Origin of the sequence: Tsuneonella dongtanensis (assembly GCF_001698205.1) — a bacterium.
GTDB lineage: Bacteria > Pseudomonadota > Alphaproteobacteria > Sphingomonadales > Sphingomonadaceae > Tsuneonella > Tsuneonella dongtanensis.
On record NZ_CP016591.1, the window covers coordinates 2,964,953 to 2,980,127 of the forward strand.

Below are 15,175 nucleotides of genomic sequence, written 5' to 3' on the forward strand. Positions count from 1 at the left end.
TCGCGGGTTGATTCTCCTCCCCAGCCGTGGCAGCTTGAGAACGTTCACATAGAACGGGGAAGAGGTTCACATGCGGGTTGGTTTGTTGACGGCGGTCGCGTTCGCGGCACTGGCTGCAGGGTGTACGCAGACACGGGTCGAGAACGGCAGCGCGGTAGCCGTGCCCGCCGCACCGATGGACGAAGACGCGCGCATCGCAGACCTCGTTTCGCGCATGAGCCTCGAGCGCAAGGTGGCGCAGCTCATCCAGCCTCAGATCAACTCGTTCACGGCGGCCGACATGGAGCGGTACCGCTTCGGCAGCTACCTGAATGGTGGCAATGGCGGACCGTATGGCGACGAGTTCGCCCCGGCCTCGCTATGGCTCAAGCTTGCCGACGAGATGTGGGACGCCTCTGTTGCGCCCTTGCCGGGGGGCGAGCCCGCCATTCCAACGATCTGGGGTACCGACGCCGTCCACGGCCATACCAACGTCGTCGGCGCGACGATCTTTCCGCACAACATCGGCCTTGGCGCGACGCGCGATGCCGACCTGATCCGGCGGATCGGCAGCGCGACCGCTGCGGAGATCGAGGCGACCGGCATCGACTGGAATTTCTCGCCTACGGTCGCCATCGCCCAAGACGACCGCTGGGGCCGTACCTACGAGAGCTACTCGGAAGATCCCGATATCGTCGCGAAGCTTGGCGCCGCGCTGGTCGAGGGACTGCAGGGCGGGAAAGGCGATCCGGATCGCCTGGGCAATGGCCGCGTGATCGCGACCGCCAAGCACTTCTTCGCCGACGGCGGGACGGCGCAAGGCGTCGACCAGGGCGACGTCAACGGCGACATAGAGGCATTGAAAGCGCTCCACGCCCGTCCCTACCCCGCGGCCATCGCCGCCGGTGTTGAAACGATCATGGCGAGCTTCAACTCGATCAACGGCGTCAAGATGCACGGGAACAAGGCCCTGCTGACCGACGTGCTGCGTGGCGAAATGGGCTTCACCGGGCTCGTCGTCGGGGACTGGAACGCCCACGGCCAGATCGCCGGCTGCAAGGTTGATGACTGTCCGCAGGCCCTCAATGCCGGGCTCGACATCTACATGGTGCCCGACGACTGGAAGGGACTGCACGATAGTCTCGTCCGGCAGGTCCGCGACGGTACGATATCGATGGAGCGCCTCGACGAGGCGGTCGGCCGCGTCCTCCGGGTCAAGCTGCGCGCAGGCCTGCTCGAAAAGGGCGCGCTCAAACCATCGATGCGCGGGCTGGGCGGTCGCTATGCGACGCTCGGTTCGGCCGAACACCGCGCCGTCGCGCGCGAGGCGGTCGCGAAGTCGCAGGTAGTGCTCAAGAACGACGGCGTCCTGCCGCTCGCCCGCGGTGCCAAAGTGCTCGTAGCCGGGAGTGCGGCGGACAGCATCGCGCAGGCTGCGGGAGGATGGACGCTGACCTGGCAGGGCGGGCTCGAGCTCGACAACGCAACTTATTTCCCCGGTGCGACATCAATCTGGGCAGGAATTGCGTCCGCGGCGCGCGAAGCAGGCGGTTCAGCCACGCTCTCGGCCGATGGCAGCTACGCGAGCAAGCCCGACGTGGCCGTCGTCGTGTTCGGCGAGACGCCTTACGCCGAATTCGAAGGCGACCGGAAGACGGCCGTGTTCGACGACGAGAAAGGCCTCGCGCTCCTGCGCAAGTTCGAGGCAGCGGGAATCCCCGCGGTCGCGCTGTTCCTTTCAGGTCGCCCGAAGTGGGTCAATCGCGAGATCAATGCCGCGGACGCCTTCGTCGCCTCGTGGCTTCCGGGTAGCGAAGGCGCAGGAATCGCGGACGTACTCTACGGCAAGAGGCCGGCGACCGGACGCCTGTCGTTCAGCTGGCCTGCGGCGTGCGACGGCAAGCCGGTCAACGGACCCGAAGGCGCGCTTTTCCAGGTCGGCTACGGCCTGCCGCTCACTGCGAATGGTGCGTTGGCGAAGCTCGACGAGACGTGCGGTTACCTGAGCGCCGGGCCGTCGGCTGACTGGTTCGTCGACGGCAAGCTGGCACGCGATATCACGGTGACTGCCGGCGGCAGCGCGCTTCCCAACCTGCGAGGCTCGGCCGGCGGCATCACCGCCAAGGGCATCGATCGCAAGCGTCAGGAGGATGCGCGCGAGATCGCCTTTGCTCCCGGCGCCAGCATCGTCTTTGCCCAGCCCAGGAACGGTGTCGGTGCCTATCGCATCGCCTACAATCTGCCTGCGCAACCCGAAAAGCCAGTGAAGCTGACCGTAGGCTCCAACACCATCGACGTGACCCGTCAACTGGCGCTCAGCGCCGGCAAGGGCTGGCGCGAGATGATCATCACCGAATCCTGTGCGCCTGGCCTCGGACCGAACATCGCGTTCGCGTCGGAAGGATCGCTGACGATGCAGATTTCCGCCATCGCTCGCGAAGTCATGCCCGAAGGTGCGGACTGCTCTTTCTGAGCCGCGCTGACACGACCCTCTAGGCAACCCGCCGCCCAGCGCCTAACGTCGGCGCATGAGCGGGGGCTCTCTGGACTGGAACTCCGAGCATCGGGACGGTGCGCGCATCGTCGCACCGGCGGGACGTGTCGACGAAGCGACGGCGACTTTCTTCGCCGAAAGCCTTGCTGCGAGCGTCGCGGACGGCGGACGGATCGTCATCGACCTTGCCGAAATCGCCTACATGTCCTCTCGCGGCCTCAGGGGCCTGACGCTGGCGCAGCGCAAGGCCAGCGAAGCAGGGGCTCGGATCGTGCTTGCCCGGCCGAACGAGACGATGCGCGAAATTCTCGCCATCAGCCGTTACGACATGATCTTCCGCGTCTTCGAGACGGTCGAAGAAGCGCTCGTCGACGAAGCTTGAAGGGGGGGCGATGCAGGTACGGTTCTGGGGTACGCGAGGCTCGCTTCCGGTCGCCGCCCGGGCCGAAACCGTCCGAGACAAGATCGCTCAGGCGCTCGTGGCAGCCGGGGGACGATCTTTCGCCGACACTGCCGCCGCGCATGCTTTCATCGAGGGCGAACTATCGTTCGCACAAGGGCACACCTATGGCGGCGCGACGAGCTGCGTCGAAGTCGACGTCGGGAGCGGTCCCTTCATCGTCTGCGACATGGGTTCGGGTCTGCGCGAGTTCGGCCTCGATTCGCTCAGGCGGTGCGGCCAGGAAGGCCACGCGCGCGAATGGCACTTCTTCATGTCCCACCTTCACTGGGACCACATCATGGGATTTCCGTTCTTCGTGCCGGCCTTCGTGCCCGGATCGAAGATCGTGATCCACGGCGGTCACGCCGATGCGGAGGAGGCGCTGCGCCGCCAGCAGGAGGAAATCTCTTTCCCCGTGCCGTTCGATTACCTGCGGGCCGATATCGAGTTTCGCACGCTGTCTCCCGGGCAGGACTATCGCATCGGCGACGTGACCGTGTCGCTGATTGGGCAGCACCATAGCCACTCCAGCTACGGCTATCGGTTTACCGACAGCAAAGGGAAGGTTGCGGTCTATTCCACCGACAGCGAGCACAAGATCGACCACATGGACGGCGAGGCCGATGTCGTGGCCTTCTTCGCCGACGCCGATCTCGTCGTTTGCGATACGATGTACAGCCTTGCCGACAGCGTCGCCATGAAGGAGGACTGGGGCCACTCGTCGAACGTCGTGGCCATCGACCTGTGTCACGAGGCGCAGGCCAAGCGACTCGCCCTGTTCCATCACGAGCCGACCTACTCCGATGCCGACATCGAACGGATGCACGCCGAAAGCATCCGCTACGAGGAACTGACCCGCGAGACCACGCCTCTCGATGTCGTCTGCGCCTATGACGGACTCTGCGTCGAGGTTTGAGATGCGCGCCCGTCGGCTGGCGGGCTTTGCCGTGCTGGTCGGAGGGCTCGCCGGGCTACTGATCGGCTTGGCTCTCGGCGACTGGACCCGGCGGACCCTGTTCGATGCATTCCAGCGCACGGCCCCGCGCGAGATAGCCGCCGAGCAGGTGGCTGTCGTCCTGATCGACAACGCAAGCCTGGAGACTGTCGGACCCTGGCCCTGGCCCCGCTACCACATGGCGCGCCTTACCGAGCAGATCGCCCGCGCAGGACCAAAGGCAATCGCGCTCGACATCCTGTTTCCCACGCCGGACGCTTTCGGGCCGCGCATATTCGCATCGCTCTACCCCGAATTGTCGGCGAATACCGTCGAAGGCATCGAACGCCTGACCGACATGGACGAGGCATTCGCGCAGGTCTTGGGGTCGGCACCGGTGCTGCTGCCGCGGGTCGGCGTGGAGTCCGGCGGCATCGACCCGGCACAACTGATGGTCGATCCGGAAGTTGCCGGCACTCCCCCACCCGATACGCTCAGGACCCCGCAGGTCCTAACCAGCCTGCCGCAACTCGACGATGTCTCGCTCGCCCATGCTCTGATCAACGGACCGCCCGATTCCGACGGCATCGTGCGGCGCGTTCCCCTGACGGTCGTCGCGGGCGATCGCCCCATGGCGGGGATGGCCGTCGAGCTCGCAAGGATCGCGCTCAAGGCCCCGGCGATGCAATGGCGGGGAGGCGCACTCGTCGTCGGCCCAAAGGTTCTCCCCGCCGACCGGTCGGGCTCGCTCCAACTCAGGATGGGACTGTTTCCGGACGCAGCGATATATCGCGCCGACGAAGTGCTGGCCGGCCACGTTCCCGTCGAGGCATTGCGGAACAAAGTAGTACTCGTCGGGCTTTCGGCGGACGGCACTTCGGACATCGTCCCAACCCCTGTGTCGACGACGGAAATCGGCGTCCTGGTCCAGGCGCAGGCCGTCGATGCGATATTGACCGGAGGCTGGCTGTCTCGCCCCGGGTGGATCTGGTGGGCCGAACTGGGAGCGGCCCTCACCTTGCTCGTCCTCGTCCTGTTCGCGGGCGGCACGCGGCGATACTGGCTGCTCGCACCGGCGGGCGCGATTGCGATCGCGCTCCCGTTCGCCGCCTACCTGCTGTTCGATCGGGCCAACCTGCTGTTCGACCCGGTCTGGCCGCTGCTGACCGGTGCGGGCGCGACGATCGCGATGTGGACTACGCTCTACCTTTTGGCCCGAGCGGAGCGCACGCGGCTCGCGGCGGCCCTCGTCGACCAGCGGGTCGCGGCCGCCGAACAGGAAGGCGAATTGCGAGCGGCGCGGCGGATCCAGCTCGGCATGGTGCCCAGCGCGGAGCGGCTCGCCGGACTCGATCCGCGGGTCGAAGTGGGAGCGGTCCTGCGTCCGGCCAAGTCGGTCGGAGGCGACTTCTACGACGCGGCGATGGTAGGGCCGGACCAGATGCTGATCGTCATCGGGGACGTCACTGGCAAGGGAGTGCCGGCGGCGCTCTACATGGCGCTGTCGAAGGCCCTGTCGAAGAGCATTCTCAGACGCAGCGGCAGCGCACTCGGCAAAGCGATGCAGGAGCTCAATCGCAACCTGATGGACGAAGCGGACGAGGAGATGGGCGTCACCCTTCTCGTCGCGATGCTTGACTGCTCGACCGGATCGCTCGTGCTGGTCAACGCAGGCCACGAGAATCCCTTGCTTGTGCGGACAAACGGTACGGTGGAGACGGTCCCGCTACGCGGCGGCCCGCCGCTTTGCGTCGTCGACTTCGCCTATCCCGAGGAAGCGGTTAAACTCTCCCCCGGCGAAACCATCGTGCTGCTGACCGATGGGGCGACCGAAGCACAGAACGAGGCGCTCGAGTTCTTCGGCATCGAAGGGGTAATCGCGGCTCTCTCGAAGGAAGGTGATATGCGCGCCGGCGAGCGGGCAGAGGACCTCGCCGACCGGGTGCGGGAATTTGAGGGCGATACCGTGCCAAGCGACGACCTGACGATAGTTGCGCTGCGTTACTGCGGCAGTCGGAAGCCGGACCTTACCTGACGATAACGTCTACCCTGCGAAACTCAGCGCGCTCGACCTCGTCGCCGTACTTCGCCTTGGCTTCGTATTCGCCACGTCCGATGGCATCGGCTTCGTCGATCGAAAACCCGTATCCGCGAAGTTCGCCCGCGACATTCTGCGCGCGCTCGAGCGACAGCTTCGCGTTGAGCTCTTCACTCCCTATCGAATCGGTGAAGGCCGCGACCTCGACCTGAGCGCCCGGGCGCCGGACAAGCTCCGTACGAATCTCCTCCAGCACCTGCCGCTGGTCATCGCGGATCGCCGACTGGCCGGACTCGAAGGGAATGCTGAAGGTCCTTACCGGCGGCGGCAGGGAATCGAGGACCGCGGTGTACTCGGGCTTGATCTCGCTCACCGAGCGGACCCTCGTCGCGCCGTCACGCAAGGCCGCCTGGGAGTTGGCGCGATCGATCACGGTCTCCCGCCCGTCGGAGGCGAGCACCGCGACCGATCCGGTCTCGTTGCCGCCTTCATTCTCGAGCAGAGTCACCCTGTCGGTCGCGCAGCCGCCGACAAGCAGCGCCGCCCCCAGCGCGATCCCCCCGCGGATCACTTGACCTCGACCACGAACCGGGTGCCACGCACTCCGAGCATCGAGGTCGGCGTTCGCACGCGCATCGCGTCGCGCTTCGACTTTGCGATATTGCCCGAAACCACCCCGAGCGAGCCGCGATCGACGCTGGTCACGAAGGAACCGGTCTGCTTTGCGCGGTCGTAGGCGAACTCGTTCACCCGGATCCGGCTGTTGGGTCCAAGCGCCATGCGGGTGTTGTCGAGAAAAGCGATCCCGACGCGCCCGGTCTTGCCGGTCACGATCACGTCGCCCTGGTCGAGCTGGAAACCCGGGGTAGCCGCCAGAACGCGATTCCCGCGCTGCACCGACACGTCGCCGACATGGCTCTTGATCCGGCCGACCTCCGCCATGACGGGCGTGGCGGTTACGAAAACCGCCAAGGCTGCGACGACGATCGAAGTACGCATGAATATCTCCCCGCATGCGACCGTGTGTGTCATACCACCGCGATGGGAACGGGAAAACGCTTTTCGTCGGAACTCACTCCGGGCGCCCAGCCGCAATCCCTCATCCTGAGTGCACTGGCGTTCTCGGCCGAATTTGCCCAGGCGACAGGCCTGCCGGAAGACGACCGTGACAGGCTGGCGATCGTGATCGAAGAGCTCGTGAGCAATGTGGCGAGGCACGGGTCGAAACAAGGACGTGTGGCCATCGCGCTAACTCTGAGCTTGCAGACAGACGGCGTGCAGATCGAACTCGAGGACGACGGAATCGCCTTCGATCCGACGGCGGATCGCGGTTTCGCAGGGCCGGATCCTGAATCCGGAGGAGGAACCGGCCTTGCGCTCGTCCGCGCGTGGTCCCGCGAATTCGCATATGCGCGCGAGGGAGGGCGAAACCGGCTCAGGCTGGTGCTGGCCGCGGCCTGACTACATTCATTGTGATCGCCGAGCGCACCGGCGTGACCCTGCCGCGCGGTCGTGGTAGCGGGAATGTGATGAATTTCGACGACCTTTTCTACCGCTATTTCGGCACCGACAGCGTCGAAACCCTGCCTGCCGGCGCACGCGATGCGGGGGTCGAGAAGATGCAGGTCGATTTCGGCCTGTCGCGCGATCGCGGTCAGCGGTTCGCGCTCTGGTCCGTGCTCTACATGCTCGGCGCGTCGCCCGATCTCGACGTGGCGTTTCCCGACCCCAGCGACCGCGCTGCCGCGCGCAACTTCATGGACCTGATGGCGGCGGCCGACGAGCGGCTGGAGCCTTGATGCCCGCCTTGCGCGATTTCGACGCTGCCGCGTTCTTGCGCGACACCTGGCAGAAGCGCCCGCTTCTGATCCGCAATGCCTTCACCGACTGGTCCAATCCGCTCGAGCCCGACGAACTGGCGGGCCTCGCTTGCGAGGCCGAGGTCGAATCGCGGCTCGTGCGGCAACCGGGTCCGGGCGAGTGGGAACTGGAGCACGGCCCCATCGCTGCGACCCGGTTCGGCGAGCTCGGCGGCTCTCCGTGGACCCTGCTCCTCCAGGCGGTCGACCACCACGTGCCCGAAGTGGCCGCGCTGATCGAGCCCTTCCGTTTCATCCCCGACTGGCGGATCGACGACGTGATGGTCAGCTATGCGGTCGCCGGCGGCGGGGTAGGCCCGCATTTCGACCAGTACGACGTGTTCCTGGTCCAAGGACTGGGCCGGCGGCGCTGGCGGGTCGGTCCGCGCTGCGACGATACCGCTCCCTTGCTTCCGCACGACGGCTTGCGCCTGCTCGCCGAATTCGAGGCGCACGAGGAATGGGTGCTCGAACCCGGAGACGTCCTCTACGTCCCGCCCGGCTTCGCGCACGACGGGGTGGCGGTGGAGGACGACTGCATGACCTATTCGGTCGGCTTCCGTGCGCCGTCGCGCGGCGATCTCGTTTCCGCATGGGCCGATCACGTGATCGACACACTTGGCGAGGACGATCGCTACACCGATCCCGACCTGTCCGCCGATGCCCATCCCGGCGAGATTTCCGCCACGGCGCTGGCGCGCTTGCAGGACATGGCCCTGGGCGCGCTGGCGGACCGGGCGGCGTTCGCGTCGTGGTTCGGCCGGTACGTCACGCAGCCAAAGGACGATCGGCTGGACTGGGCACCCGACGAGCAGATGACCGCCGCCGACCTGGCTGGGGGCGGCGCTGGCGTCACCCTCGACCGCAATCCCGCAAGCCGGTTCTCGTTCGTCCGGCAGGCGGGCGAAGCGGTGACCCTGTTCGTCGATGGCGCTTCCTATCACTGCCACGGCCCGGCGGCGGCGTTTGCGGAGCGGTTGTGCGCCGGGCCGTGCTTCGTCGCGGAAGCCGAAGACCTGGCGCCTCCGGAAATCGTCCACCTGATCGCCGACCTCGTCAATCGCGGCGCGCTGGCCGTGAGCGACCCCGACTGACGGTCGCCGTCAAGCCCGCCGCCATTCCCCGGTGGCCAGCCCGTCCAAAGTCCATTCGCCGACCGACCAGCGGACGAGGCGCAAGGTGGGATGGCCGACCGCGGCGGTCATCCGGCGGACCTGCCGGTTACGCCCTTCGGTGATCGTCAGGCGCAGCCAGCTGTCGGGCACGGACTTGCGGAACCGGATCGGCGGGTCGCGCGGCCAAAGCGAGGGCTCGGTTATCCGCTCGGCCTGCGCGGGCCGGGTCTGGCCGTCTTTGAGACGCACGCCGCGCCGCAGTGCCTCCAGCGCAGCGTCGTCCGGTTCCCCTTCGACTTGCGCAAGGTAGGTCTTCGCGAGCTTGAAGCGCGGATCGGCGATGCGCGCCTGCAACCGCCCGTCGTCGGTGAGAACCATGAGGCCCTCACTATCGTAATCGAGCCGACCCGCCGGATAGAACCCCGGCGCGTCGATGAACTGCGCCAGCGTGGGCCGCGGGGCGCCCTGCCGCTCGTCGGTGAACTGAGAGAGCACGCCGTAGGGCTTGTTGAAGAGGATGATCCCGCTCACCGTGCGGCGTCCATGCGGATCCCGGGGCGCGGAATGCGCTTGCCCTTGCGGCGGCTGGTGAGGTGGAACGCGCCGCAGCGGTCGCAGCGGTAATGCCGCAGGTCGGTTTGCGCCGTCGCCGCGATGGCCTCGTCCGCCGAGCCGAAGCGCCGCTTGCGCGCGCAGACGCTGAGGCGGGTGCGCATGGTTGTCAGGCCTCGGCCTTTTCCAGCGTCTCCTGCGCGTCGAGCCACTGCGCCTCGGCCTCTTCCAGTTCGGCCGCGACGGTCGCCCGCTCGCGCATCAGATCGCCGGGGGACTTGCTGCCAGTCGACGGGGCCGCCAGCGACGCGTCGAGCGCCGAGAGCCTGCCCTGCAATCGGGCGATCGCCTTCTCGCTTGCGGTCACGCTGCTCCGCGCCAGGCGCACCGCCTCGCGATCCTTGGCCGATGCGCGCTTGTCCTTCTTCGGCTTGCCGTTGCCGCTGTCGCGCGGCTGGTTCCGGCCGAGGATGAAGTCGATGTAGTCCTCGATGCTGCCGGCGTATTCCTGCGCCGTACCGCCGTCGACGAGGACGAGCCGGTCCGCCGTCAATTCGACCATGTGCCGGTCGTGGCTGATCAGGATGACCGCGCCATCGAACGCGTTGAGCGCCTGCACCAGCGCCTCGCGCGCATCGACGTCGAGGTGGTTGGTCGGTTCGTCGAGGATCAGCAGGTGCGGCGCGTCGCGGGTGATGAGCGCCAGCGCCAGCCGCGCGCGCTCGCCGCCCGAAAGCGTCCCGATCCGAGCCGTTGCCCGGTGGCCGGAGAAACCGAACCGACCGAGCTGCGCACGCACCGCGCCGGGCGAGGCACCCTCCATCGCGCGCGTCATGTGATCGAGCGGGGTGCCCTCGCTCGACAGCTCCTCGACCTGGTACTGCGTGAAATAGCCCACTCGCATCCGGCCCGATGCCTGCATCGCCCCGTCCATCGGCGCGAGCTGGGCGGCGAGCAGACGCGCGAGCGTGGTCTTGCCGTTGCCGTTCCGGCCCAGGAGGGCGATCCGGTCGTCGGGGTCTATCCTGAGGTTGAGCCGCTGGAGGATCGGCGTTTCATCGTAGCCCACCGCCGCGAGATCGAGTGTGATCAGCGGCGGCCGCATCTCGTCGGGGCTCGGGAAATCGAAGCTGAGGCTCGGATCCTCGAGCACCGCCGCGATCGGCTGCATCTTCGCCAGCATCTTGGCGCGCGATTGCGCCTGCTTGGCGGTCGACGCGCGGGCGCTGTTGCGCGCCACATAGTCCTGCAGCCGCGCCCGCTGGGCATCCTGTGCCGCTTTTGCCGCCGCGAGCTGCGCGGCTCGCTCCGCGCGCTGCTGTTCGAAGGCATCGTACCCACCCGGATACAGCGTCAATTGGCCGTTCTGCAGGTGAAGAATCGCCGTGACCACGTTGTTGAGCAGGTCGCGCTCGTGGCTGATGACCACGAGGGTCCCTTGGTAAGCCTTGAGGAAGCTTTCGAGCCAGAGCGTCGCCTCGAGGTCGAGGTGGTTGGACGGCTCGTCGAGCAGCATGATGTCGGGGTTCGACAGCAACAGGGCGCCCAGCGCGACACGCATCTTCCAGCCACCGGAAAACGTATCGAGCGGCTGGGCCTGCATCTCCTCGTCGAAGCCGAGACCGGTCAGGATGATCGCTGCCCGCGAGGGTGCGGCATAGGCGTCGATCGCCAGCAGGCGGTCGTGCACGTCGCCGAGCCGGTCCATGTCGGTGCATGTTTCCGCCTCCTCCAGCAGGAGCGCGCGCTCCGCATCGCCCGCCAGCACGGCGTCGAACGGAGTGATCGATCCGCTCGGCGCTTCCTGCGCGATATATCCCACGCGCGCGCGGCGTGGAATCTCGATCGAACCCTGATCCGGCTCGATCTCGCCCATCAGCGCCTTCATCAGCGTCGACTTGCCGGCCCCGTTGCGCCCGATCAGTCCGATCCGGGCGCCTCGCGGAATCGCTGCCGAGGCATCCTGCAGGATGGCACGCCCGCCCAGCCGCACGGTGATGTTGTCAATCGTGATCATGGCGCGCGGCCCCTATCAGCCACGGACGGCGAACCCAACCGGTTGCTGGCTCCGGTCCGGAAAAGTGTCCCGATGCGCACGTCCGATAAAGACCCGAACGACCCTGCGCCCCACGGAGACACGAACAGAAAAAGCCCCGCTGGTCCAGCGGGGCTCTTGCAGCCGAGGCAACTCGGCAAAACGGTGGTTGCGGGGGTTGGATTTGAACCAACGACCTTCAGGTTATGAGCCTGACGAGCTACCGGACTGCTCCACCCCGCGGCACCTATTTGTATCGCCTCAAGCGCCGGCGGATGCTTCCACATCCTTGGCTTCCCTCGCATAAGCTCGGGCGGCCGTTCGGCCTTGCGACTCCTGCGGAGCCGTTCGGCGCTCCGTCGCAAGCGTTACCGCCAGAGACGCAAAAGCCGCCGCTCGGACAGGCCGGCAGCGGCTTTTTGAAATCGTGAATGGGTTATTTCCCGCGCCCCGCCGGCTGTAATGCCTGGCGACGACCTACTCTTCCAACGCTTGAGCGTTAGTACCATCGGCGCTGTCCGGTTTCACGGCCGAGTTCGAGATGGGATCGGGTGGGTCACAGACGCTATGGCCACCAAGCAATAGAGCCGGCGGAGCGCGGGTTTTAATCGATGCACTGTTGGTATTAGATGAGCGTCTGGCTGGACGATCCTCCTCAACAGCAGTTCTCAGGCCAAAGACCCAGGACTGTCGTTGATGGTGGGATTCATCAAGCGCGAACAGAACTATTAGGACCGGTTAGCTCCATACATTACTGTACTTCCACACCCGGCCTATCAACGTCGTGGTCTACGACGGTTCGATGATTGCTTATCTTGAGGGAGGCTTCCCGCTTAGATGCTTTCAGCGGTTATCCCGTCCATACATAGCTACCCTGCTGCACTCCTGGCGGAATGACAGGTACACCAGAGGTATGTTCACCCCGGTCCTCTCGTACTAGGGGCAACTCCTCTCAACAATCGACGCCCACGGCAGATAGGGACCAAACTGTCTCGCGACGTTCTGAACCCAGCTCACGTACCACTTTAATTGGCGAACAGCCAAACCCTTGGGACCTGCTCCAGCCCCAGGATGTGATGAGCCGACATCGAGGTGCCAAACGATTCCGTCGATATGAGCTCTTGGGAATCATCAGCCTGTTATCCCCGGCGTACCTTTTATCCGTTGAGCGATGGCCCTTCCACGAGGGACCACCGGATCACTATGACCGACTTTCGTCTCTGCTCGATTCGTCAATCTCGCAGTCAGGCAGGCTTATGCCATTGCACTCTTGCAGACGGTTTCCAACCGTCCTGAGCCTACCATCGCGCGCCTCCGTTACTCTTTAGGAGGCGACCGCCCCAGTCAAACTACCCGCCACAGAGGGTCCCAACACCGGCTAACGGTGCGTGGTTAGACATCAGAAAACAGCAGGGTGGTATTTCACCTATGGCTCCACGTCGGCTGGCGCCAACGCTTCAAAGCCTCCCACCTATGCTACACAACTCTTTCCTAATGCCACTCTGAAGCTGCAGTAAAGGTGCACGGGGTCTTTCCGTCTAACCGCGGGTACTCCGCATCTTCACGGAGAATTCAATTTCGCTGAGCATATCCTGGAGACAGTGGGGAAGTCGTTACGCCATTCGTGCAGGTCGGAACTTACCCGACAAGGAATTTCGCTACCTTAGGACCGTTATAGTTACGGCCGCCGTTTACTCGGGCTTCAATTCGGAGCTTGCACTCCTCCTCTTAACCTTCGAGCACCGGGCAGGCGTCAGACCCTATACGTCGTCTTGAAGCCGACTTAGCAGAGTCCTGTGTTTTTGCTAAACAGTCGCTACCCCCTGGCCTGTGCCCCCCGCTACTGCTTGCGCAATAACGGGGCCTCCTTCTTCCGAAGGTACGGAGGCAATTTGCCGAGTTCCTTCAGGATACTTCTCTCAAGCGCCTTGGTATACTCTACCTGACCACCTGTGTCGGTTTCGGGTACGGTCTATACGGAGAGGCTATTTCCTGGAACCGCTTGGAGGCCCGACCAATCCAATAAGGTCGAACAACTTCCGCGATCCGTCACACATCTCCAGGCCCACGAATATTAACGTGGTTCCCATCGACTACCCCCTTCGGGCTCGTCTTAGGGGCCGGCTCACCCTGCGCCGATTAGCGTTGCGCAGGAACCCTTGGTCTTTCGGCGAGAGGGCATCTCACCCTCTTTGTCGCTACTCATGTCAGCATTCGCACTTCCGATACGTCCACCGTCGGTTACCCTTCGGCTTCACTCGCTTACGGAACGCTCCGCTACCGCTCAGAATAAATTCTGAACCCTAAGCTTCGGTGCATCACTTTAGCCCCGATACATCTTCGCCGCAGGAACCCTTATTTAGACCAGTGAGCTGTTACGCTTTCTTTAAAGGATGGCTGCTTCTAAGCCAACCTCCTGGTTGTTTTGGGATTCCCACATGCTTTCCCACTTAGTGATGACTTGGGGACCTTAGCTGTAGGTTAGGGCTGTTTCCCTTTTGACGACGGACCTTAGCACCCGCCGTCTGTCTGCCGGATAAGACTCGATGGTATTCGGAGTTTGGTTAGGTTTGGTACCGCTCGCGCAGCCCTAGCCCATCCAGTGCTCTACCCCCATCGGCATACGTCCGACGCTCTACCTCAATAGATTTCGCGGAGAACCAGCTATTTCCCGGCTTGATTGGCCTTTCACCCCTAAACACAGCTCATCCGAGAATTTTTCAACATTCACCGGTTCGGTCCTCCAGTGCGTGTTACCGCACCTTCAACCTGGCCATGCCTAGATCGCCGGGGTTCGGGTCTAATGCATCATACTCAGTCGCCCTATTCAGACTCGCTTTCGCTACGCCTACACCTATCGGCTTAAGCTTGCATGATACACTAAGTCACTGACCCATTATGCAAGAGGTACGCGGTCACTCCCTAAAGAAGCTCCCACTGCTTGTAAGCATTCGGTTTCAGGTACTGTTTCACTCCCCTAATCGGGGTGCTTTTCACCTTTCCCTCACGGTACTTGTTCGCTATCGGTCACATACGAGTATTTAGGCTTGGAGGGTGGTCCCCCCATGTTCAGACAGGATTTCACGTGTCCCGCCCTACTCGAGTCCTTCATCATCACTTTCGCATACGGGGCTGTCACCCGCTATGGCCACTCTTTCCAAAGTGTTCTGCTAGTTGAAATGAAGGCACTGGCCTGGTCCGCGTTCGCTCGCCACTACTAACGGAATCTCGGTTGATGTCTTTTCCTCCGGGTACTGAGATGTTTCAGTTCCCCGGGTTCGCTTCACCAAAGCTATATATTCACTTCGGTGATACCCTATCCACCTCTTACCGCCCGAGCCGAAGCTCGATCGATAGGAAATGGTGAGGGTGGGTTTCCCCATTCGGAAATCGCCGGATCAAAGTTTGCTCACAACTCCCCGACGCTTATCGCAGCGTGCCACGTCCTTCATCGCCTGTATGTGCCAAGGCATCCACCAAATGCTCTTACCTCACGCTTGAGAATCCACACCATCAACGACAGGCCTGCATAAAAGCCTGACGCCTTTCGATGGCGCGGAGGATAATCTCAGCCAGATATTACATCTGTAAAGTGTCGCATCACTCCGCACGTCCGTAGACCTGCGGCGTCATGCGCCACGGCATCGATTAAAAACCCATTCACAATGTCAAAGACGCGGGCGGCAGATCCGCCCACTACCGACCGAAGCCGGATAGCTTTTCGTTT

12 protein-coding genes, 1 tRNA gene and 2 rRNA genes are annotated in these 15,175 nt (G+C 64.1%); 7 read left to right on the forward strand and 8 right to left on the reverse strand.

What is annotated here, in order from left to right; genetic code table 11:
* Nucleotides 1-70: 70 nt before the first annotated feature.
* Genes A6F68_RS14340 through A6F68_RS14355 form a run of 4 tightly spaced genes read left to right on the forward strand, consistent with a single transcriptional unit; the run spans nucleotide 71 to nucleotide 5,884 of the window.
* Nucleotides 71-2,452 carry a glycoside hydrolase family 3 protein gene (locus A6F68_RS14340; RefSeq protein ID WP_067681633.1) on the forward strand — a complete coding sequence of 794 codons (2,382 nt, stop codon included), beginning with the start codon at nucleotides 71-73 and terminating at the stop codon, nucleotides 2,450-2,452.
* A 55-nt stretch (nucleotides 2,453-2,507) separates the two neighbouring features.
* A complete protein-coding gene (locus tag A6F68_RS14345) occupies nucleotides 2,508-2,855 on the forward strand; it encodes an STAS domain-containing protein (RefSeq protein WP_198152630.1) in 348 nt (115 codons plus the stop codon).
* Between the two features lie 10 nt (nucleotides 2,856-2,865).
* Entirely contained in the window at nucleotides 2,866-3,831 is a 966-nt protein-coding gene (locus A6F68_RS14350) for an MBL fold metallo-hydrolase (RefSeq protein WP_067681636.1), read from the forward strand.
* Nucleotide 3,832: 1 nt separating this feature from the next.
* Nucleotides 3,833-5,884 carry a CHASE2 domain-containing protein gene (locus A6F68_RS14355; protein ID WP_067681641.1) on the forward strand — a complete coding sequence of 684 codons (2,052 nt, stop codon included), beginning with the start codon at nucleotides 3,833-3,835 and terminating at the stop codon, nucleotides 5,882-5,884.
* On the opposite strand, the gene A6F68_RS14360 is transcribed toward A6F68_RS14355, so the two are convergent.
* Both A6F68_RS14360 and A6F68_RS14365 read right to left on the reverse strand, forming a co-directional pair.
* A complete protein-coding gene (locus A6F68_RS14360; RefSeq protein WP_067681644.1) occupies nucleotides 5,877-6,458 on the reverse strand; it encodes an OmpA family protein in 582 nt (193 codons plus the stop codon). The genes A6F68_RS14355 and A6F68_RS14360 overlap by 8 nt on opposite strands.
* The gene (locus A6F68_RS14365; protein WP_067682775.1) at nucleotides 6,455-6,886 is read right to left on the reverse strand and encodes a FecR family protein; all 432 of its coding nucleotides are present in this window, start codon (nucleotides 6,884-6,886) and stop codon (nucleotides 6,455-6,457) included. The genes A6F68_RS14360 and A6F68_RS14365 overlap by 4 nt, the downstream gene beginning before the upstream one ends.
* Nucleotides 6,887-6,928: 42 nt before the next feature.
* On the opposite strand from A6F68_RS14365, the gene A6F68_RS14370 reads away from it, so the two are divergent.
* From A6F68_RS14370 to A6F68_RS14380, 3 genes are all read left to right on the forward strand, one after another.
* Nucleotides 6,929-7,348: an ATP-binding protein gene (locus A6F68_RS14370; RefSeq protein WP_067681647.1), complete on the forward strand. Its 420-nt coding sequence runs from the start codon at nucleotides 6,929-6,931 to the stop codon at nucleotides 7,346-7,348.
* A gap of 68 nt (nucleotides 7,349-7,416) precedes the next feature.
* On the forward strand, nucleotides 7,417-7,686 hold the full coding sequence (locus tag A6F68_RS14375; RefSeq protein ID WP_067682778.1) for a hypothetical protein: 270 nt from the start codon (nucleotides 7,417-7,419) through the stop codon (nucleotides 7,684-7,686).
* On the forward strand, nucleotides 7,686-8,840 hold the full coding sequence (locus A6F68_RS14380; protein ID WP_067681650.1) for a cupin domain-containing protein: 1,155 nt from the start codon (nucleotides 7,686-7,688) through the stop codon (nucleotides 8,838-8,840). Before A6F68_RS14375 ends, A6F68_RS14380 begins: the two co-directional genes overlap by 1 nt.
* Before the next feature lie 9 nt (nucleotides 8,841-8,849).
* On the opposite strand, the gene A6F68_RS14385 is transcribed toward A6F68_RS14380, so the two are convergent.
* From A6F68_RS14385 to A6F68_RS14410, 6 genes are all read right to left on the reverse strand, one after another.
* Entirely contained in the window at nucleotides 8,850-9,392 is a 543-nt protein-coding gene (locus A6F68_RS14385; RefSeq protein WP_067681653.1) for a pseudouridine synthase, read from the reverse strand.
* Nucleotides 9,389-9,577, reverse strand: coding sequence for a hypothetical protein (locus A6F68_RS14390; protein ID WP_067681656.1), 189 nt, complete (start codon nucleotides 9,575-9,577; stop codon nucleotides 9,389-9,391). Before A6F68_RS14390 ends, A6F68_RS14385 begins: the two co-directional genes overlap by 4 nt.
* Nucleotides 9,578-9,582: 5 nt before the next feature.
* Nucleotides 9,583-11,430: an ABC-F family ATP-binding cassette domain-containing protein gene (locus A6F68_RS14395; protein WP_067681659.1), complete on the reverse strand. Its 1,848-nt coding sequence runs from the start codon at nucleotides 11,428-11,430 to the stop codon at nucleotides 9,583-9,585.
* 184 nt (nucleotides 11,431-11,614) lie between these two features.
* Nucleotides 11,615-11,691: transfer RNA gene (locus A6F68_RS14400), tRNA-Met, on the reverse strand.
* Between the two features lie 221 nt (nucleotides 11,692-11,912).
* Nucleotides 11,913-12,027, reverse strand: a 5S ribosomal RNA gene (gene rrf, locus A6F68_RS14405).
* A gap of 129 nt (nucleotides 12,028-12,156) precedes the next feature.
* Nucleotides 12,157-14,948, reverse strand: a 23S ribosomal RNA gene (locus tag A6F68_RS14410).
* Between the last annotated feature and the right edge of the window lie 227 nt (nucleotides 14,949-15,175).

Bases quoted from the DNA above. Each gene is read 5' to 3' on its own strand.
- A6F68_RS14340 (WP_067681633.1), top strand. From the start codon at position 71: ATGCGGGTTGGTTTGTTGACGGCGGTCGCGTTCGCGGCACTGGCTGCA.
- A6F68_RS14345 (WP_198152630.1), top strand. From the start codon at position 2,508: ATGAGCGGGGGCTCTCTGGACTGGAACTCCGAGCATCGGGACGGTGCG.
- A6F68_RS14350 (WP_067681636.1), top strand. From the start codon at position 2,866: ATGCAGGTACGGTTCTGGGGTACGCGAGGCTCGCTTCCGGTCGCCGCC.
- A6F68_RS14355 (WP_067681641.1), top strand. From the start codon at position 3,833: ATGCGCGCCCGTCGGCTGGCGGGCTTTGCCGTGCTGGTCGGAGGGCTC.
- A6F68_RS14365 (WP_067682775.1), bottom strand. From the start codon at position 6,886: ATGCGTACTTCGATCGTCGTCGCAGCCTTGGCGGTTTTCGTAACCGCC.
- A6F68_RS14370 (WP_067681647.1), top strand. From the start codon at position 6,929: ATGGGAACGGGAAAACGCTTTTCGTCGGAACTCACTCCGGGCGCCCAG.
- A6F68_RS14375 (WP_067682778.1), top strand. From the start codon at position 7,417: ATGAATTTCGACGACCTTTTCTACCGCTATTTCGGCACCGACAGCGTC.
- A6F68_RS14380 (WP_067681650.1), top strand. From the start codon at position 7,686: ATGCCCGCCTTGCGCGATTTCGACGCTGCCGCGTTCTTGCGCGACACC.
- A6F68_RS14390 (WP_067681656.1), bottom strand. From the start codon at position 9,577: ATGCGCACCCGCCTCAGCGTCTGCGCGCGCAAGCGGCGCTTCGGCTCG.
- A6F68_RS14395 (WP_067681659.1), bottom strand. From the start codon at position 11,430: ATGATCACGATTGACAACATCACCGTGCGGCTGGGCGGGCGTGCCATC.